Consider the following 18,353-nt stretch of genomic DNA (forward strand, 5'->3'; position numbering starts at 1 on the left):
CGCTGACCATGAAAACCATGGTTGTAGGATGACACGCCAAATCGCCAAGTTCGGCGCCTCACTGAGGACATCGTCGAGCACGCCGCATTCCCTGTGTGAGCGGGAGCGCAAAAACACGTTCAGGAAGTGGCTGTCTCGTAAAGGCGAATCTTCCGACATTAATCACCGAGACCAAATCTTTACTCTTCGGGCTTTCGCGCCTAGGAGTAAAAGGAATGGCTTCCAGCGTATTACCGAGCGTTTTCTTCGACCATCGTCGGCACACGCTCACTGTCCGCGATGTTGACGAGCCGCTCGACGTCCTGGCCTTCGAGGGCACAGAAGGCCTGAGCCAACCATTCAACTATGCTGTGGAATTCACCAGCACCGACGGCGACATTGCCGCTGAAAAGATGCTCGGCCAAAACGCCTGCTTCAGTCTGTACGGGGCGCCGCAGCCTCCGCCCTTTCGCGGCCTGAGCGTGCCCTCGAGCGAACCGCTGCGTGTCTTGCACGGCGTGGTCACCGGCTTCAAACGCCTGTCCGGCTCCGTTGATGAAGCCCGCTACGAAATCACTCTGCAACCGCGCCTGGCCCTGCTTGGGCGAGGCCGCCAGTTCCGCATTTATCAACACCAATCTGTCCCGCAGATCGTCGAAAGCATCCTGCGCAGCCGCCACGACTTTGAAGGCCAGGACTTCCTCTTCAAGCTGGTGCGCGAATACCCCAGGCGCGAGCAGGTCATGCAATATGGCGAAAGCGACCTGGCCTTTATCTCGCGCTTATTGGCCGATGTGGGCATCTGGTATCGCTTCACCCACGATGAGCGGTTGAACATCGACGTGGTGGAATTTCACGACGACCAGCGTCATTACACGTTCGATGTCGAGCTGGCCTACCGTCCGCAATCCGGGCTCAGCAGCGGCGGAAAAGACAGCACGTGGGGCCTGCAATCGAGCCACCACGTGGTGGAAAAACGCGTCAACATCCGCACCTACCATCACCGCGTGGCCAACGCTCACCTGAATGGCGAGATCGACCAAACGCGTGGCGCCAGCGGTACCTACGGCGAGGCTTATCACTACGCCGAAGCGTACACGGGGATGGGCGACCGATACGCCCATGACGAAGACCTGCAAAGCGAAAGTGGCTACTTCTATGCTCGCCTGCGTCACGAGCGTTACCTCAACGGCCAGACCCGACTCAGCGGCGTCAGCAGTAGCGCCGCCCTGGCGCCCGGCCAGGTCCTGAACATCTCCGGCGGCGCGCCGCAGGCCTTTGCTTCCGGCGCGGTGATCACGCAACTGACCACCCACGCCGCCCGCGATCGCAGTTTTGAAATCAACTTTGAAGCCATTCCCTACTCGGAAACCGTGTGCTTTCGCCCAGCACTGCCGCCAACACCTCGGATCGCCGGCACCGTCCCGGCCCGCGTCACCAGCCCGCAGGAGCACGACCCCTACGGCCACATCGACATCGAAGGCCGCTACAAGGTCAATTTCCTGTTCGACCGCGACACCTGGAAACCCGGCGAAGAAAGCCTCTGGCTCCGCCTGGCCAGGCCCTACGCCGGCGACACCCACGGCTTGCACCTGCCGTTGATCCCCGGCACCGAGGTGGCGATCGCCTTTGAACAAGGCGACCCCGACCGGCCCTACATCGCCCATGCCCTGCACGACAGCCAGCATCCTGACCATGTGACCTTGCGCAACTACAAACGCAACGTCTTGCGCACCCCCGCCAATAACAAATTGCGCATGGACGACACGCGAGGGCAAGAACACGTGAAGCTCAGTACTGAGCACAGTGGTAAGAGCCAGCTCAACCTGGGGCATTTGGTTGATGCCAAGCGCCAACCGCGAGGCCAGGGCGCGGAGTTGCGGACTGATGGGCATGCCGCCATTCGTGCCGGTAGTGGGATCTTGATCAGTGCCGACGCACAACCCAAGGCTCAGGGACACATGCTGGAAATGAGCGCCGCGCTGGGTCGGCTGCAACAGGCGAGTAACCAGTTGGAAGGATTATCGACCGATGCCCAGGCCGCCAACGCAGATCCAGCGGATGTACAAGCGCAACTGAAATTGATGCGAGACCAGCTCGATCAACTCAAGGCCTCGGTCGTATTGCTCAGCGCCCCCCAAGGCGTTGCCGTCACCAGCGGCCAGCACCTGCAATTGGCCGCTCAGGACAACCTGATAATCAACGCCGGAGCCGAGGCGGATATCAGTGTGGTCAAACGACTGTTTATAGGCGTGGGCCAAGGATTGAGCCTGTTTGTACGCGAGTTGGGCATCAAATTGATCGCCAACCAGGGGCCGGTGAGTGTCCAGGCACAGAACGACACACTGGAACTGATGGCCCGGCATGGCCTGGAGATCACCAGCTCCGAAGATGAAATCCGCATCGTTGCGAAAAAGAAAATCACCCTGAATGCCGGCGGCAGCTACATCACCCTCGATGCGAGCAGCATCAAGTCAGGGACCCTGGGCGACTACCTGATCAAATCGGCGTACTTCGAAGCCCTCGGTCCAGCCAGCCAGAAAGCCGCAGATCCGGAGTACCCACAAAGCCTGTTCAAACAAGCGCTGCGGTTCAACGTGCCGCAAACCCCCAATGCCCCTGATCAAGGCTGGGCAGGCATGCCCTACACGCTCTACGCCGATGGTGCAGTGCTCAATCACGGCGTATTGGACAAGTCCGGGCAAGTGTCGATCGACCACGCGGTCGTGACGCAGCAGTACCGAATGGTGTTGGCCAACGGGGTGAGCTACCAGATCCCGGTGCCTACTGACTATCGCAATGCCGAACAAGCACACCTGGCCAATGGCGGCATGCACAACCACCTCTCGCGAGCCGACACCGAGGTGAGCCAACCCACATCGCACACGGATCACCGTGCCCTGTATGCCGCCGTGATCAATGACCAGGAAGGGAAAACTTCATGACTGAACCCGATATCGTCGCCCCCGTCGCCCTGCAACACACACAGCAGGTGACCTGCTCCGCGCCCTGGTACGTGCCGAACACCGAGTACCCTCCTGCGAAAGCCACCTATAAGCCGCTGATCAACGGTGAAGAAGCCTTCGAGGCCGTGCATCTGGCTATCGCCCAAGCCACTAAAACCATCGACATCATCTGCTGGGGGTTTCAACCGTCGATGTACTTTATCCGCGATGGCAGTGCCCCAAGCATTGGCGAACTGCTGATGACCAAAGCCGGGAAAGGGATCGAGGTTCGGGTGCTCGGTTGGGAGATGCCGTTCAATGCTGCGGGCGCAGGGGGCGAGGCCAACCTTCCCGGTAAAGGACCGCTTCGTATCAAGGATCGGGCGATGCAGAGCTCCACCGCTGACCAATATACCGAAGATCGGAAATGGTTTTCCCGATGTGCATTCGCCGATCACTTAGCGCCCGCGATCCGAGTGGCTCGTAATGTGCCGGTGTTTGTCGGCCGCGGTTTCAGCATGTATGAACGGGCTGAAATTGCCTATCAGGCCAAATACAAAAGCCTCGACCCACAGCTCAGCCTCAGCACGTTGGGCGTGCTGGCCAGCACTGCGACCCACCATCAGAAGACCGTCCTGATCGACTATGAACAGACAGACCGCGCCGTTGGTTTTGTCATGGGCCACAACATGCTCGACGAGTACTGGGACACCGACAAGCACTCAGCACTGAACCGCACCGAGGGCAGCAAGCCTGCACCCAATCGCGGGCCGCGTGGCAACACACCACGCCAGGATATTTCCAGCCAGATCAGCGGGCCGATTCTGGAGCACCTGCACCATAACTTCGCCACTGCCTGGCGCAAGGAAACCGGTGAAGACCTGCTCGCATCGCGCAAAGCGATGGCGGTGGCCCCCCAACTGCAATGCGCCCCCGGCGTCACCCGCCAGCTGGCCCAAATCGTGCGTACCCAGGCACAAGACGGCAAGCGCGATATCGAAAAGATCTACCTGAAGGCGGTCAACAACGCGACCCAATTCATCTACATCGAGAACCAGTACTTTCGCTGGCCGCCATTGGCCGAGGCCATCAAAGCGGCGGCCGAAGTCCAAACCGGCGCTGGGCGTGATCCGGGCCTGCATGGAAATTTACACCTGTTTGTAATCACCAATGCCAGCCCAGACGGCGTGGGGCCGGGGAGCTTGAACACTCAGCGCATGCTCGAAAGCCTCGGACGCGGCGATACCATTCCTGAAATCACCAAGTTGCAGCGCATTGAACAGGCCAAAGCCCAAGCCAACGCGCAGACGCCGACCTTGGCTGAACTGCTTGAGCGACAAGCCTTGCTCACGTTGACCAGCCTGACCGACGCACTGGGGGGTGGCGAGATAAGCGATAAGGCCCGTGAAGCCCAACGGGACGCCGCCAGAAACAATGTGTCTCGACAGACAGCTCTCAAAGCCCAGATCGCGGCGATTGAGCAAAGCACGCTTGAACCAGAGTCGCGCCCAGGCCTGAAAATCCACGTGTGCTCACTGGTCGCGCCTGATTCGCCGGCGGGGCAGCAGTGGATGCCGGTGTACATCCATTCCAAGCTGATGATCGTCAATGACGTGTTCACCACCCACGGCTCGGCGAATATCAACACGCGCAGCATGCAGGTGGATAGCGAGCTGAACATTGCGCATGAGTGGATGAGTGTGACGCGGGCGTTGCGGCGGCGGTTGTGGGATCTGCATACGAATGGGAGGGGGGCGCAGGATGATGTCGCGAAAGCATTCGATGCTTGGCAGGAGATCATCGATAAGAACAAGGATCGTCAATCCAAAAATTTGGCACCCATCACTCCGCTCGTCGAGTTTTATTACGGCGAAAAGTCCCTGACGGACCTCGACTAATGCACCGGGCCTTGTTGTTGACAAGCCTGCTGCTGGCCGCCTGCGATAACGGCAGCGCCCCTACTCACCCAACTCAGGACCCTGCCGTGAACCCACTGACCGAGATTAAAGCCAAGCTGGCCTTTACCTGTGTACACGAGCAAATTCCTTCGCCGTCCGCCGAGGCCGATGAGCTGTTCCAATACGCTCGCTGGCTCCAGAAAAACAACCTGCTCAAGCAGGATAAGGCGGTCGATCTGGAGATCGAACGGCTGTACCGTATTGCGTCCGAGAATGGCCATTACAAAGCCAACATCAACCTGCAAAACGGCGCCATACGCGGCCACTTCGTGCTCAGTGGCGCCGAACACCTGCGCCTGAGCCAGCAACTGATCGACGCGAAGGTGGCGACGGGGTACTACTTTATCGGCCTCTTTCTGAAAAACGGCTCGGCTGGGCTGAAGCAGGATACGGCCATGTCATTGCGTTACTTTCGTAAGGCCGCCGATCAGGGCAGCGCGCAAGCCCAGTACGAAGTGGGGGACATACTGGCGCCAATCAACATTGCTCCGAACATCGCCCGGCAGATGCGCCGATGCTCGGCCGAACAGGGCCATGGTAAGGCCGCCAGGGCGCTAGGAGTTGACCTGTCGACAGATGGACACTATCAGGAGGCCCTTGAGGCATTTCAACTTGGGTTAATTGCAGGTGACAGCACCTCCGCGTCCTTTCTGAGTAAAGGCTTTCTCGGCCCCAAGTCGGATGATCGTTTGTACTACCTCGGCCAGCAGGAGGACCTTGAGCGCGCCGAACGCTATGAAAAAATCTGGCGAATTCTCGCAAACTACTCCTATGCTGCCCCCAAAGTCCCCGAAATCAACGACATCCTCCCCTTACCTCCCGCCAAACTCCCCACCTGGGACGGCAAACTGCAATGGCTGGAAGCACGCCTGGCTAATGTTCCGCCAAAAAAGCCCAGCGAAGCGCTGATCCAGCAGTTGGCCAAAGCCAAACTCCTTGAACCTGCAACCGGCAGACCCACGCCCGACTCCCCCGCGTTCATCAAGGCCAGCTACCCCGAACCGACCTGTTCCAGCGGCCAGGCCTGCCCCCAGACTGGCTATTGGCGGGCATTCAGCCTGAGTCGCGATGTTTATGCGCGGCTCAGCGATGGCGTGATCCGCCGTTTCGAGAAGAACGAGATCATGCCCACCCTGCAGATTGAGAGTCACAAGCCGCGTTTTTTGCTGCCCGACATCATCACAGTCAATGAGGAAAGCATCGAATGGCGGCTGTTGGGGTGAGGCATGCAAGGCATTTTTCGCGTCGGCGACAAGACAACCGGCGGCGGTACGGCTCTATCGGTCGCGTCGACATTATTAGGGTGGAAAGACCGTGAAGGAACTCGATTGATGCGCCAATTGCTTCTGCTATCAAGCCTGCTGTTGGCCGCCTGTAATAACGGCGATGCCTTTACTTACCTGAACCAGGACCTTCCCATGAACCCGATCGCCGAGGCTAAGGAAAAACTGACCTTTACCTGCGTACACGAGACTATTCCCCAACCGTCGGCCGGAGCCGACGTTCTATTCCAGTACGCCCGCTGGTTGCAGAAAAATAACCAGCTCAAGCAGGACAAGAGCGTTGATGTCGAGATCGAGCGCCTATACCGCATTGCTGCCGAGAACGGCCACTACAAGGCCAACATCAACCTTCAGAACGGCGCCATGCGCGGATATTTCCAGCTTCGGGGCGACGAGCATTTGCGTTTGAGCCAGCGACTGATCGACGAGGGTGTGGCAACGGGTTATTACTTCGTCGGAATCTTCCTGCAACAAGGTTCAGCTGGGCTGAAGCAGGATCCGGAAATGGCCCTGCGTTATTACCGCAAAGCTGCCGATAGCGGCAATGCCCAAGCCCAGACGTACGTGGGCAAGAAACTGGCACCGAGCGATATGGCCCCGGACATCGCCCGGCAAATGCGCCGCTGTGCTGCTGAACAAGGCAATGGAGAGGCTGCTCGTGCATTAGGTGTCAATCTTCAGGGCAAAGGGCGATACCAGGAAGCGCTCGAAGCCTTCCAGCTGGGAGTGGCAGCGGGTGATAGCACTTCTGCTTATTCGTTAGGAAAAGTCTTTCGTAATCCGCCCCCTACCGATGAACTTGATTATCTCGGCCAACAGGAAGACCTCGAACGCGCCGAGCGCTACAACAAAATAAGCAAAGTGCTAGGTAACTATTCCTACGCCAACCCCAAAGTCCCCGAAATCAACGACATCCTCCCGCTACCACCGGCCAAGCTGCCCGCCTGGGACGACAAGCTCAAATGGCTGGAAGAACGCCTGGCCAATGTCCCGCCCGAAAACCCCAGCGACGCACTGATCAACCAACTGGCCAATGCCATGGTTCTCGACCCAGAGACCGGCAAACCCATGCTGGGCTCACCCTCGTTCAGCGAGACCAACTTTCTCGGGCCAACCTGCACCAGCGGCGAAGCCTGCCCGCAGAGCGGCTACTGGAAGATCACGTGGTCCGGCCACGGAGGGTTTTATCAGTTGGTGGAAAGGAATACGGCCCGCTATTTCTCTCAGGGCGAGATCATGCCTATGGCCCTCGTGGGCTTTTATCAGAAGCGCCTTTGGCCGCTATCCGAAAAATACCGGCAACGGCATAAAGAAGTGACATGGGGACTGCTCGGATGAGGCGTCGTTATTCTGCCGTGGAGCTATTGGCTGCGGTGTTACTCCGCTGTGGGGCCTGTGCTGTACACCCCGAGGTGTACTCAAGTGCGTGGCCGGCCTGGGAATTACCCTAACACTGGCAACTAAATGGAACAACACCATGAGCAACCATAAAAAAAACGATGTGACGATAGAGTGTGAACCCGCCCCGCCAAGGCTTGAAGTAGAGGCTGAAACCATTGTTCAGTGGGACGACCAAGGCATGTTTATGGAAGCTCATTCATATGACAACTTCGTGGAAAGAAGTGAGGGCGGTGTGAGGGGCATTCGTCCTGACGGGGTAACGATAAGCATGATTGACGGTGATATCACCATCGAAAACCTTATCCCCAAATCGGTAGGCATCCGGGATATATCCGAAATTGAGTCATTGGCAGTGCGAACGGTGGATCAAACACGGATTTATCGCATGGACTTTTTTGATGGTGGCGATATCGAGGTCGCGCATTCACAAGACGGCCAAGTGAAAGGGTTCACCGGTCGAAACTTTAACCAGACACTCAACCAAAACAACGAAGCTATTGTTAGCCGAGGCCATTCGACCAATCATCAAGCACACTGAAATAACGGCGCGCCAGGCAGTGATCATGACCAAACACTCTTTACAATAAATTAATACGAGGAAACATCATGCGTATTTTGACACGGCGGATAGCTCGCCTCATCAGCCAATGGTTGAGCGCGACGGGTCTCGGTCTAATGATAATGGTGCCCCATGTACAGGCTCAAACCACACCGCAAGCCGCTCAAGAGATACAGGGCTTGCTAGATTTTGTCGAACACAGTGAGTGTCGGTTTGTGCGCAACGGGAGCGAATACCCAGGTGCCCAGGCTCGTGCCCATTTGGGAAAAAAGCTGCATTATCTCGAAGGCAAGAACATGGTGAGCAGTGCAGAAGACTTCATCAATCTAGGGGCCACTAAAAGCAGTGTAACTGGCACCGCCTATGAGGTCCGATGCCCGACAGGCGTACAACCGGCGAGCACTTGGCTCACCACAGAACTAACAAGGCAACGACAGCTCCTACAGTAGGTTGTGACACGGGAGTACCGGATGATCATGACCAGACGCGTGTTCTACCCAACACCTGCCCTAGCAGGGAAAAAACTATGGATGTTCATCGCGTCCCCACTGATGCGTGTCATGCCTGATGTGCATGGCATTGCAGATATAGCACTCTTGAATGTTGGAATCGCGATATATACAAAGATGGCAAATAAACCTGACCATAAACGAAGTCTGATGCTACCTCACGTGTCCTAGGGACAGCCTGTAGGGCCGACAGCTTTAAATTTCAATTTTGAGCATCTGGATATGACTGCAAACAAGCCGAAGCACAGAGCAAGTCAAATTTTACGGTATCAGCAAGCTGCGGTGGCGGTATAGCCAGGTAGTTATTTCATAAGCAGTTATTAGAATAGCCGTACATCTCTAGTTTGGAGTGAATATGAATACCTTTCCATTAAACAGCATTAGTATTTTTTTATTATTTGGCATTTCAGGCTCTAGTGCAAATGCCGCTACCTCTCCGAATGGAGTAAATTTTACTCATAAAGAGTGGCAGTTAGTTTGCGACAATACTCATACTTGTCGGGCGGTCGGAGCAACCAATAACACACTGGCATTAATGGTCACTCGCGATGCTGGCCCAAATCAATTACCAACTGCAAGTTTGAAATTTTCCAACTGGAAAACTGATTCTTTTAAGTCGACTTTAGTAGGTGGAATCAAGCAGGTGCTATTGCGCATCAATGATCGATTGATTGGGAGATTAAATCTCAACTCGCATAGCGATTATTTTCTGGATGAGTTGCAGACTGCCGCAGTCATTGATGCGCTGAAAGGAAACGCTCGTGTCTCTTTTGAGGTTGTCGATTACTCCGCAGCTTCTAAAGTTACAACACTTTCCGGGCAAGGAGCTTATGCTGTTTTCCTGAAGATGGATGAAACTCAAAAGCGTATTGGTACTCCAGCAGCCCTAGTTAAAAAAGGGCTAGAAGACGAAAACAGTGTGATTTATCCACTAAAAGTTCCCGTAATCCATAGAGTAATGCCTGAAGGGTATCATATTGGGTTTATGGGCAAATGGTTAGAGCCTGCCAGCGTGCGAATATTAGTAGGGAATAAATTGATTGAGAGTTTGGACAACCCCCAAGACTGCGCTCCGTTGCAACGCGTAAATGAAGGCATCCGTGTGTACCCATTAAACGAAACTCATGTATTGCTATCTGCTGCTTGTCAAGGAATGCCGGGCATGTGGGAATCGCCAGCATCCAGAGATTATCGTGAGGGTTATTGGACTATTGATAAAAAATTTCTTGGTGTGCCGTCGCTAATTACTATTAGTGCTACCGACTATGGAAATGGTCTCATCTCAGAATATCGAGACCGCGCTAGGGATTGCGGTGAATATAAGTCTTGGATATGGGATGGAGTTAAATTTGTACTTGGCAATAGTTACATACAGGGAATATGCAACAAAAAGATATCCTTAGTTTCTCAAGGGTGGAAAATGCCTACCGTTGTGGTCAATGAGATCATTCCGGGTAAATAATTTTCGCCACTGGTTGAAAGCTGACCCACGCCTATCGGCGTTTTTTTCAGTGTTTACCTAGCGCTCTAGCGGATGCGGCAAGAGCAAAGTAGTGACTAACCCCTATGGTTCAGGATCAGCAAAATGAATGCAGCACGCCCCCGTCGTATACCAACAAACTCTTTTCTGAATTTCTCCGTACCCTGGACACCAGCCTCTTCACAAAAGGGAATCTGAAAGGGGGGCTAGCGGCGCTGTTTGCATCGTTGCTAGCGGTTTGCTCCAACACGGCCGTTGGACGTGAATCGCCGCTCGAGGCCAGTGGCGTACGATCAGATTTCGTTTGCACGCATGATGTGTCTCCTTTCCCCCAGAATACGGATGCACAACGCTTGTTCGATTACGCACGCCATCTTGATTACCTGCTTAAGAGACGTGTTAAGGGACGTGATTTCGGTAGTGAAAGTGTCGACGAATTAAATCGCATCAGTCGTTATTACCGTATCGCGTCCGCGCACGGAAACGCCAAGGCGACCGAGGCATTGCACTACCTGCAATGGAGATTGACCGATACCACCTACGATGGTGTCCCCACCCGGCTTCGCCGAAATCGCGAGGAAGAAACCAAGCGCCTGAGGGAGCTGCTCACGCAACAGTCTCCGTCACGTGGTTATAGGCTGCAGGCGGGCATGTTCCGGCAGGCATGGAATCTGCGCGAGGCACTCGTCCTTTTCCGCAAAGCGGCGGACATGGGCGATGCAGAGTCACAGTTCCTATTGGCCGAATATCTCGACGTCGACTCGATCATAGGTCCCGCGGCATTCGGAGCGAAAGCCGAGGACAAAGCATTCGCCCTGCCACTCTATCGCTGTGCCGCACAACAAGGGCATGGCGGTGCGATGTACGAACTGGCCATCAAACAAATCGATGAGCGGCGCTACGCCGAAGCGATGGCAGGATTTCAGCAAGCGGTAATGGAGGGGAATGCCGCTGCGGCCTATCGGCTCAGGGAGGCTTTTGGCGAGGGTTCGAACTCGACGCGATCACTGGGAGTGGCAAAAGACGCCGCGCGTTACGAACGATACGAGAAGATTCGCATCTTCTTGATCCAAGAAGAGCAATTCGCCCCGAGGGTGCCTGACCTGGATCGCATCGTGCCGTTGCCTCCTGCAGCTTTGCCCGAGTGGAACGGGGAGTTCCTGTGGAAGAGCGAGCAGCTCGAACCGCGTGAGGCTCCATCAGAGACGTTGGTGGCACGCATGGCCAAAGCTAAGACGCTGGACTCGCGGACGGGACTGGCAAAGGACGCGGCGCAATGATAGCGGAATGGTACCGTCGGCGAGACCAACGCCAGCCGCAACACCCTCGATCAGATCAAAGCCCCAGCCAAGTTGTTGTTCAACGTGATCCCATAGGAAGTTCTGACCGCACAACAGATCATGTTGCGTATTTCGGTGATCACCAGCGACTCGCAACCGGTGCTGAAACTGCGCTGGGTTGGCGAAGAGGTTCCGCGCGAGGACATCACTCTGGAATTCAAGAGCGTGCTTAAAGCAAAAATGCAGGTGGATAGCGAAGCACTGATCCAGCAATTGGCCAAAGCCAAACTTCTTGAACCGACAACCGGCAGACCCGCGGCCGTTAAGCCGCGGTTTTTGCTGCCCGACATCATCACAGTCAATGAGCAAAACATCGAATGGCGGCTGTTGGGATGAGGTTCCATGCCTCGAATCAACTAAGGGCACCCGCCCACACTCGAGCCAGGTACCGGGAGAATGGGCGCGCCGCGCCTCAAACGCTCATTTTCTGCGTAAGGCTGCCGATAGCCTGTCATCACCCTGACAAGCGGCGACGCCCTGCGGGAATCAATGCCAAATACCTTCGCCCCGATCATTCGTAACCTTTCCCAACGCACCAGCCTGTCGATGGCGCGCACGTCGTTGTTCCAGTGCGTGGTGCTGCTCGCCTGTGTGTTTGCGGCGGCCAGCTATTCGCTGGTGTACCTCGCCCAGGAACTGAACCGATTCGAAGACAGCGAAAGCGCCTTCTACACGCGCAAGGCGGTGCAGTCCCTGGAAAAATCCCAGCGCCTGACCGTCAAGGATTACGCATTCTGGGGCGATGCCTACAAACACCTGCACGTTTCCGTGGACACGGATTGGGCCTATACCCGCGAAAACGTCGGGCCGACGCTGTTTCATGATTTCGGTTTCCAAGGCGTGTTTGTCGTCAACGACCTGGACCGCACGGTATACGCGTTGGTCGAGGGCAAGCTGCAACCGATTGAGCTGACCGAATGGCTCGACCAGCCCGTCGCGGCGCTACTCGAACAAGCGCGCGCAGGCGCCGCGACGGACACACCGGTCACGACGTTCATTAACGTGCGCGGCAACCCCACGCTGGTGGCGGCAGCGGCGATAACGCCCGGCACTGACCCCAGCGTGATCGCCGATGACCGGAAAGCCTCGGTATTGCTCTTCATCAACATCCTCGACAGCGCCAAGCTGACCGAAATCGGCAACGATTTTGGCGTCGATCACCTGCACATCGCCACACCCGATGAAATCGGCGAGACCCTGCTGTTTGCCCTCGGTGAGAACGGTGCCGCCGGCAGCCTGCACTGGCACCCCGAGCGGCCCGGTATGCGTTTGGTGGCTGTCGGTTTGCCGCTGCTGGGCCTGGCGGCGTTGCTGGTGTGCCTGATGACCTGGCTGATTGTGCGCCGCACCACGGCGGACGCCCAGGCCCTCGACAACAGCCACACCTCGCTGCAAGACAGTCAAAACGCGCTGGCCACCAGCGAAGCACGCTTTCGCGATGTGGTGGAAGCCAGTTCGGACTGGGTCTGGGAAATCGACGGCGAGTGGCGTTTCACCTACCTGTCGGAGCGCTTCGAAAGCGTCACCGGCCTGGACCGCCAGGCCTGGATCGGCGCCACGCTGTACGACCTGCTGGACACCGATGCCGGCGCCCTTTCTCAGTGGCTGACCACGCCCGGGCGGCTCGCGGATATCAGCATGCAGTGTCGCTACGTCGACGCCCGGGGACGGGAGCGCACCACCCGGCTGTCGGCGCGTGAGATGCCCTGCGGCGGGTTTCGCGGCACGGCCACCGACGTCACCGAAGAAGTCGAGGCGCGTCGCCGCATCGAGTTCCTGTCCCAGCACGACGCCCTCACCGGGCTGCCCAATCGCACGCGCCTGCAAGCGTTTCTGGACGGTAAACTCAAAGCCTTGCCCACCCTCACCCACCCTTTGGTCATGCTCAGCCTGGACCTGGATCGGTTCAAACCGGTCAATGACTTGCTCGGGCATGCCGCCGGCGACCGGGTGCTCAATGAGGTATCGAGCCGCCTCTCTGATTGCGTGCGCCACGGTGACCTGGTCGCTCGGGTCGGCGGCGATGAATTTGTACTGATCCTGATCGATGCCGGCGCCCAGGACGAAGTCGAAGCCCTGTGCCGGCGCTTGATCGAGTCCGTCGAGCGGGTGATCAGGGTCGACGAGCAGGACGTGTTCATCAGCGCGAGTATCGGCATCGCCCTCGCGCCCAATGATGCCAACGGCGTCACCGAGTTGTTGCGCTACGCCGATATTGCCTTATACGAAGCCAAGGCCGCCGGGCGCAATACCTGGCGTTTTTACTCCGGCGAAATGAACGCGCGGATCATCGAACGGCGCCGCCTGGAAAGCGACCTGCGGTTTGCGATCAAGCACGCAGAGCTGCGTCTGCACTTTCAACCGCGCTACCGCATCAGCGACGGGCAAATGGTCGGCGCCGAAGCGCTGGTGCGCTGGCAACACCCGGAGCGTGGCCTGATCGCACCGGACACGTTCATCCCGATTGCCGAGGAGTCGGGGTTGATCCTCTCGCTGAGCGACTGGGTGCTGGAAACCGCCTGCGCGTGCGCCGCGCAGTGGCCGGATGAGCTGTTTGTGTCGGTAAACCTGTCACCCACCGAATTCAAGCGCGGCAACCTGGTGGAGCGCGTGCGGTACGCCCTGAATAAGTCCGGCATCGAGCCAACGCGCGTGGAGCTGGAAATCACCGAAAGCGTGATGCTTGAAGATGCCGTCGGCGCGCTTGAAGTCATGCACACCCTCAAGCACCTGGGTATCCGCATCGCCATGGACGACTTCGGCACCGGCTATTCCTCCCTGAGCTACTTGCGCGCGTTCCCGTTCGACGGGTTGAAAATCGACCGCAGTTTCTTGAACCGGCTGGAGGACAGCGCCGATGACAAGGCCATTGTGCAGGCGATTGTCGGCCTGGGACGCGCCCTGTCGCTGACAGTCACCGCGGAAGGAATCGAAACTGCCGAACACCTGGCACTGCTCAAGGCGGTGGCCTGTGACGAAGGCCAAGGCTACTTCCTCAGCCGACCGCTGGACGTCGACGCCTTCAACGGCCTGCTGGACGTGTGCGCGAGCACCCCGCCGTGTTAGCGCTCGACAGCGCCTTGCGCTAGCGGAAGAAATGACTCGGCGTCTTGCCGAACTGTTTCTTGAACATACTGGTAAAGGCGCTCGGGCTTTCATAGCCCAGCTCAAATGCCACATCGATGATCTTCTCGCCCACGGCTATGCGCTCCAGCGCCAGCAGCAACCGCGCTTGCTGGCGCCACTGGCCGAAGGTCAGGCCGGTTTCCCGGCGGAACAGGCGCTGGATGGTGGTCTGGTCCAGGCCCAGGCGCTCGCTCCAATCCGCCACGGTCGAGGCATCGCCCGGGTCGTCCTGCAACGCCAGGCAAATCCGGCGGATGCGCGGGTCTGCAGGCTGGGGCAAGGACAACGGCAAGGCCGGCAATAGCGCCAGTTCGTCGAGGATCAGGTGCATGATCCGCGCGTCGCGCGAATCCTCGGCATACGGCGGCTTCAAGCTGACCGATGCCTTGATCAGTTCGCTGAGCAGCGGTGAAATGCTGACGGCCTTGGTTTCGCTCGGCAGGTTCGGAAAACTCGCGGGGCGCACAAACACACTGCGCATTTTCAACGCCCCGACGCAGCGCAGCGAATGCACATGCCCACTGGGCATCCAGAAGCCGCGATTGGGTGGCACCGTCCACTGATTCTGCGCCGAATGCACCACCATCACGCCTTCGGTGGCGTACAGCAGTTGATGCTTCTCGTGGCTATGGTCGGGGATCACCCAGCTCTCCGGATAGTCGGTGGCCGAGCTGATGACGGCCCACTCGCCCTCATCGATATCCCGCAGAAATTTATCCAGTGTTTTGATGGCTTCGCCTCTTTTGCGATGTTTGCTGCCCGAATTTCGCGAGACAGGCGTTTTCGACAAATCTAGCATAAACGCCGAGTTCATCCATGGAGCGGCGGTTTAAATCATCGCTGCCCGTCCCCGTCGTTCACTGCCTTGTATGGAATGCCTGCATGTCGACCTTGACCGCGTCTCCCGCTGCCACCTCCAGCCCGCCCCAAGTCAGCCCCTTGGTCATGCGCGTCCTCGGCGCCTGCGCCCTGGCGCATTTGATCAATGACCTGATCCAGGCCGTGCTGCCCTCGATCTACCCAATGCTCAAGGCCAACTACGGGCTGAGCTTCACCCAGGTCGGCCTGATCACCCTGACCTTCCAACTGACTGCCTCCCTGCTGCAACCGTGGATCGGCTACCACACCGACCGCCACCCCAAACCCTGGCTGTTGCCGGCGGGCATGGTGTGTACCTTGATCGGCATCCTGATGCTGGCGTTTGTCGGCACCTTCCCGGCGATCCTGCTGGCGTCGGCGCTGATCGGCGTCGGCTCGTCGACCTTCCACCCGGAAACGTCGCGGGTGGCCCGCCTGGCTTCCGGCGGGCGCTACGGCCTGGCGCAATCGACCTTCCAGGTCGGCGGTAACGCCGGCAGCGCGTTCGGCCCACTGCTGGCGGCGGCGATCGTCATTCCCTACGGCCAGGGGCATATCGCCTGGTTCGGCCTGTTTGCGGTGTTCGCGATCCTGGTGCTGTATGGCTTGAGCCGCTGGTACCGCAACCACCTCAATTTGTTCAAGCTCAAGCAAGGCAGCAAAGCCACCCACGGCCTGTCGAAAGGCCGCGTGACCTTTGCCTTGGTGGTGCTGGCCTTGCTGGTGTTTTCCAAGTACTTCTACATGTCCAGCCTGACCAGCTATTTCACCTTCTATCTGATCGAGAAATTCAACCTGTCGGTCGCCAGTTCCCAGCTTTACCTGTTCCTGTTCCTCGGCGCGGTGGCCGCGGGCACCTTCTTTGGCGGGCCGATCGGCGACCGGATCGGACGCAGGACCGTCATCTGGTTCTCCATCCTCGGCGCGGCGCCGTTCACCCTGGCCCTGCCGTATGTCGACCTGTTCTGGACCGCGATGCTCAGCGTGGTGATCGGTTTCATCCTGGCGTCGGCGTTCTCCGCCATCGTCGTATTCGCCCAGGAGCTGGTGCCGGGCAATGTCGGGATGATCGCCGGCGTGTTCTTTGGCCTGATGTTCGGCTTCAGCGGTATCGGCGCGGCATTGCTGGGGTTGCTCGCGGACAGCCATGGCATCGAGTACGTCTACACGCTGTGCTCGTTCCTGCCGTTGCTGGGGGTTCTGACGATTCTGTTGCCGTCGACCAAAGGCGTTTGATCGGTTGAGCCTGCCGGGGCATCCGGCGGTTCGATCGCACGGGGCCGGCGCCTACAGCTAGCGCTTGAGGACGCCGGTGCCCTTCATATCATGTTCAACACGAGCATCGCGCCCAACCCGATCAGACACGCCACGCTCACCCCATAGGCCAGCGTGCGCCAGGGCTGGCACGCCATCAGGTACATGAGCGTGTGTGCCACCCGCGCCAGGGTAAAAACCCCGAACAGCACTCCCGTGGCTACCGAAGCGGTGCCCGCCACGACACACAGCCCGCCGAGGACAAAAAACAGCGGAATGTTTTCCTGGTCATTGGCCCACGCCCTGGCGGCACGGCCGACTTGCGGCAGTTCGTCTGGCTGCGGCGCACGGTTGAAGAAAGCCGCATCTTCGGGGTTGGTGAACGCCCGCGCGCGCAGGCGGAAAAAACCCTGATAGCAGGAAATCGCCAGCATCTTCAGGCACAGCATCAACACGCACAGTGCGTAGACACGCAATAGCTCATTCATCCCGCAACCCCGTGATGACGATATAGAGCAGCGGCCCCACCGAAACGAACAGCGCCGTCAGCACCCAGTAAGGCAGCACCGACACCACCGACCGCCCACGCCGCCGGGCGTCGCGGTACATCCACACACAGGCCAGCAGCGCCATCAGGTACAGGTCGATCACCACTTGCGCGGTGTCCGGGCGCGACAGCAATTGCCGGCCAAACGCCAGCAGCGACTGCTCCGCGGTCAGCATCGTTATCAGCGTATACAGCGAAAACCCGAGCAAACCGGCCAGGGCGATAAAGGGTCTGTGCATGGTCTCTTCCTTGAAGTGATCGAGGCCCACGATAGTGATAAGGTTCAGCCCCTCGCAATGACCTCGGAGGTCATGGTCACGCCATGGACAACCCTGCTACCGCCGGCGAACACTTGCGCCGGCTACGCCGCCAGGCACAGTTGAGCCAGCTCGACCTGGCCCTGATCACCGGCGTCTCGCAGCGTCATCTCAGTTGCCTGGAAACCGGCCGCGCCAAGCCGAGCCCCGGCACCCTGCACAATCTGCTGAGCGCGCTGCAGGTGCCCCTCGACCAGTGCAACCGCGTATTCCTCGCCGCCGGTTTTGCCCCGCGTTATGCCGCCACCCCCCTCGCCTCGCCGGCCATGGCGGCCATTCGCGAAGCGGTCAGCCATGTGCTGCACGCCAACAACCCCGCCCCGGCGATTCTGCTCGGCAGTGAGTGGCAGGTGCTGGCGGCCAACACCAGCACTGCCGTGCTCTTTGGCTTGGTCGGGATCGACCCGGGCGCCGCCGATGGCGTGAACCTGCTGAGCACCCTGCTGCAATCGGGCGGCCTGGGCGATCACCTGATCAACGCCGAAGAGATCCGCACCCTCGCCTGGCAACGGGCAACCCGCGAGGCCTTGACCAACCCATCGTTGGCGGCGCTGCTGGCCAGCCTGCCGGTGCCCGCCCACACCGAGCTGCCCAGCGACATGCCGCCACTGGTGTTGACCCGCGTGCGCTCGACCCAGGGCGAGCTGAACTTTCTATCGACCTTCACCACCTTCGGCATGCCCCAGGACATTACCCTCACCTCGCTGCGGATCGAGCATCTGATTCCCGCCGACGACTTCACATGGCAGGTCATGCGCAGCGCTTTCGAAGGTCATGCGGCGCTGGTTTTGTGAAAT

At 58.4% G+C, this 18,353-nt stretch carries 14 protein-coding genes and 1 pseudogene; 12 read left to right on the plus strand and 3 right to left on the minus strand.

Translation table 11 applies throughout. The annotated features are described in order from the left end of the window. Positions 1-215 precede the first annotated feature (215 nt). From C5F70_RS10855 to C5F70_RS10900, 10 genes and pseudogenes are all read left to right on the plus strand, one after another. Positions 216-2,924 (plus strand): type VI secretion system Vgr family protein, encoded by a 2,709-nt coding sequence (locus tag C5F70_RS10855; protein WP_104903291.1) that lies wholly within the window; start codon positions 216-218, stop codon positions 2,922-2,924. Then, positions 2,921-4,822: a phosphatidylserine/phosphatidylglycerophosphate/cardiolipin synthase family protein gene (locus C5F70_RS10860; protein WP_104903292.1), complete on the plus strand. Its 1,902-nt coding sequence runs from the start codon at positions 2,921-2,923 to the stop codon at positions 4,820-4,822. The genes C5F70_RS10855 and C5F70_RS10860 overlap by 4 nt, the downstream gene beginning before the upstream one ends. Beyond that, positions 4,822-6,105: a sel1 repeat family protein gene (locus C5F70_RS10865; RefSeq protein WP_104903293.1), complete on the plus strand. Its 1,284-nt coding sequence runs from the start codon at positions 4,822-4,824 to the stop codon at positions 6,103-6,105. Before C5F70_RS10860 ends, C5F70_RS10865 begins: the two co-directional genes overlap by 1 nt. A gap of 108 nt (positions 6,106-6,213) precedes the next feature. Beyond that, positions 6,214-7,503, plus strand: coding sequence for a sel1 repeat family protein (locus C5F70_RS10870; protein ID WP_104903294.1), 1,290 nt, complete (start codon positions 6,214-6,216; stop codon positions 7,501-7,503). 139 nt (positions 7,504-7,642) lie between these two features. After that, the gene (locus C5F70_RS10875) at positions 7,643-8,104 is read left to right on the plus strand and encodes a hypothetical protein (protein WP_104903295.1); all 462 of its coding nucleotides are present in this window, start codon (positions 7,643-7,645) and stop codon (positions 8,102-8,104) included. A gap of 68 nt (positions 8,105-8,172) precedes the next feature. After that, the gene (locus C5F70_RS10880) at positions 8,173-8,574 is read left to right on the plus strand and encodes a DUF5329 domain-containing protein (RefSeq protein WP_104903296.1); all 402 of its coding nucleotides are present in this window, start codon (positions 8,173-8,175) and stop codon (positions 8,572-8,574) included. Between the two features lie 415 nt (positions 8,575-8,989). Next, positions 8,990-10,096 carry a DUF1176 domain-containing protein gene (locus C5F70_RS10885; protein ID WP_104903297.1) on the plus strand — a complete coding sequence of 369 codons (1,107 nt, stop codon included), beginning with the start codon at positions 8,990-8,992 and terminating at the stop codon, positions 10,094-10,096. Between the two features lie 104 nt (positions 10,097-10,200). Continuing rightward, on the plus strand, positions 10,201-11,394 hold the full coding sequence (locus C5F70_RS10890; RefSeq protein WP_104903298.1) for a DUF6396 domain-containing protein: 1,194 nt from the start codon (positions 10,201-10,203) through the stop codon (positions 11,392-11,394). A gap of 15 nt (positions 11,395-11,409) precedes the next feature. Next, positions 11,410-11,637 (plus strand): annotated as a pseudogene (locus tag C5F70_RS31475) (DUF2303 family protein); the annotation flags it as partial. Positions 11,638-11,943: 306 nt separating this feature from the next. Next, a complete protein-coding gene (locus C5F70_RS10900) occupies positions 11,944-14,520 on the plus strand; it encodes an EAL domain-containing protein (RefSeq protein WP_104903300.1) in 2,577 nt (858 codons plus the stop codon). A gap of 19 nt (positions 14,521-14,539) precedes the next feature. Here the strand turns inward: C5F70_RS10900 and C5F70_RS10905 are convergent, their stop codons facing one another. Beyond that, positions 14,540-15,379 carry a helix-turn-helix domain-containing protein gene (locus C5F70_RS10905; RefSeq protein WP_017846438.1) on the minus strand — a complete coding sequence of 280 codons (840 nt, stop codon included), beginning with the start codon at positions 15,377-15,379 and terminating at the stop codon, positions 14,540-14,542. 83 nt (positions 15,380-15,462) lie between these two features. On the opposite strand from C5F70_RS10905, the gene C5F70_RS10910 reads away from it, so the two are divergent. After that, positions 15,463-16,674: an MFS transporter gene (locus tag C5F70_RS10910; RefSeq protein ID WP_017846439.1), complete on the plus strand. Its 1,212-nt coding sequence runs from the start codon at positions 15,463-15,465 to the stop codon at positions 16,672-16,674. Between the two features lie 83 nt (positions 16,675-16,757). Here C5F70_RS10910 and C5F70_RS10915 read toward each other — a convergent pair whose 3' ends face one another. Both C5F70_RS10915 and C5F70_RS10920 read right to left on the minus strand, forming a co-directional pair. After that, entirely contained in the window at positions 16,758-17,180 is a 423-nt protein-coding gene (locus C5F70_RS10915) for an MAPEG family protein (RefSeq protein ID WP_104903301.1), read from the minus strand. Beyond that, entirely contained in the window at positions 17,173-17,478 is a 306-nt protein-coding gene (locus tag C5F70_RS10920) for a DUF2834 domain-containing protein (RefSeq protein ID WP_102617546.1), read from the minus strand. The genes C5F70_RS10915 and C5F70_RS10920 overlap by 8 nt, the downstream gene beginning before the upstream one ends. A gap of 83 nt (positions 17,479-17,561) precedes the next feature. On the opposite strand from C5F70_RS10920, the gene C5F70_RS10925 reads away from it, so the two are divergent. Then, positions 17,562-18,350, plus strand: coding sequence for a helix-turn-helix domain-containing protein (locus C5F70_RS10925; RefSeq protein ID WP_102617547.1), 789 nt, complete (start codon positions 17,562-17,564; stop codon positions 18,348-18,350). Positions 18,351-18,353: the final 3 nt, after the last annotated feature.

Source organism: Pseudomonas sp. LH1G9 (genome assembly GCF_002949975.1).
GTDB lineage: Bacteria > Pseudomonadota > Gammaproteobacteria > Pseudomonadales > Pseudomonadaceae > Aquipseudomonas > Aquipseudomonas veronii.

Bases quoted from the DNA above. Each gene is read 5' to 3' on its own strand.
- C5F70_RS10855 (WP_104903291.1), top strand. From the start codon at position 216: ATGGCTTCCAGCGTATTACCGAGCGTTTTCTTCGACCATCGTCGGCAC.
- C5F70_RS10860 (WP_104903292.1), top strand. From the start codon at position 2,921: ATGACTGAACCCGATATCGTCGCCCCCGTCGCCCTGCAACACACACAG.
- C5F70_RS10865 (WP_104903293.1), top strand. From the start codon at position 4,822: ATGCACCGGGCCTTGTTGTTGACAAGCCTGCTGCTGGCCGCCTGCGAT.
- C5F70_RS10870 (WP_104903294.1), top strand. From the start codon at position 6,214: ATGCGCCAATTGCTTCTGCTATCAAGCCTGCTGTTGGCCGCCTGTAAT.
- C5F70_RS10875 (WP_104903295.1), top strand. From the start codon at position 7,643: ATGAGCAACCATAAAAAAAACGATGTGACGATAGAGTGTGAACCCGCC.
- C5F70_RS10880 (WP_104903296.1), top strand. From the start codon at position 8,173: ATGCGTATTTTGACACGGCGGATAGCTCGCCTCATCAGCCAATGGTTG.
- C5F70_RS10885 (WP_104903297.1), top strand. From the start codon at position 8,990: ATGAATACCTTTCCATTAAACAGCATTAGTATTTTTTTATTATTTGGC.
- C5F70_RS10890 (WP_104903298.1), top strand. From the start codon at position 10,201: ATGGTTCAGGATCAGCAAAATGAATGCAGCACGCCCCCGTCGTATACC.
- C5F70_RS10900 (WP_104903300.1), top strand. From the start codon at position 11,944: ATGCCAAATACCTTCGCCCCGATCATTCGTAACCTTTCCCAACGCACC.
- C5F70_RS10905 (WP_017846438.1), bottom strand. From the start codon at position 15,379: ATGCTAGATTTGTCGAAAACGCCTGTCTCGCGAAATTCGGGCAGCAAA.
- C5F70_RS10910 (WP_017846439.1), top strand. From the start codon at position 15,463: ATGTCGACCTTGACCGCGTCTCCCGCTGCCACCTCCAGCCCGCCCCAA.
- C5F70_RS10915 (WP_104903301.1), bottom strand. From the start codon at position 17,180: ATGAATGAGCTATTGCGTGTCTACGCACTGTGCGTGTTGATGCTGTGC.
- C5F70_RS10920 (WP_102617546.1), bottom strand. From the start codon at position 17,478: ATGCACAGACCCTTTATCGCCCTGGCCGGTTTGCTCGGGTTTTCGCTG.
- C5F70_RS10925 (WP_102617547.1), top strand. From the start codon at position 17,562: ATGGACAACCCTGCTACCGCCGGCGAACACTTGCGCCGGCTACGCCGC.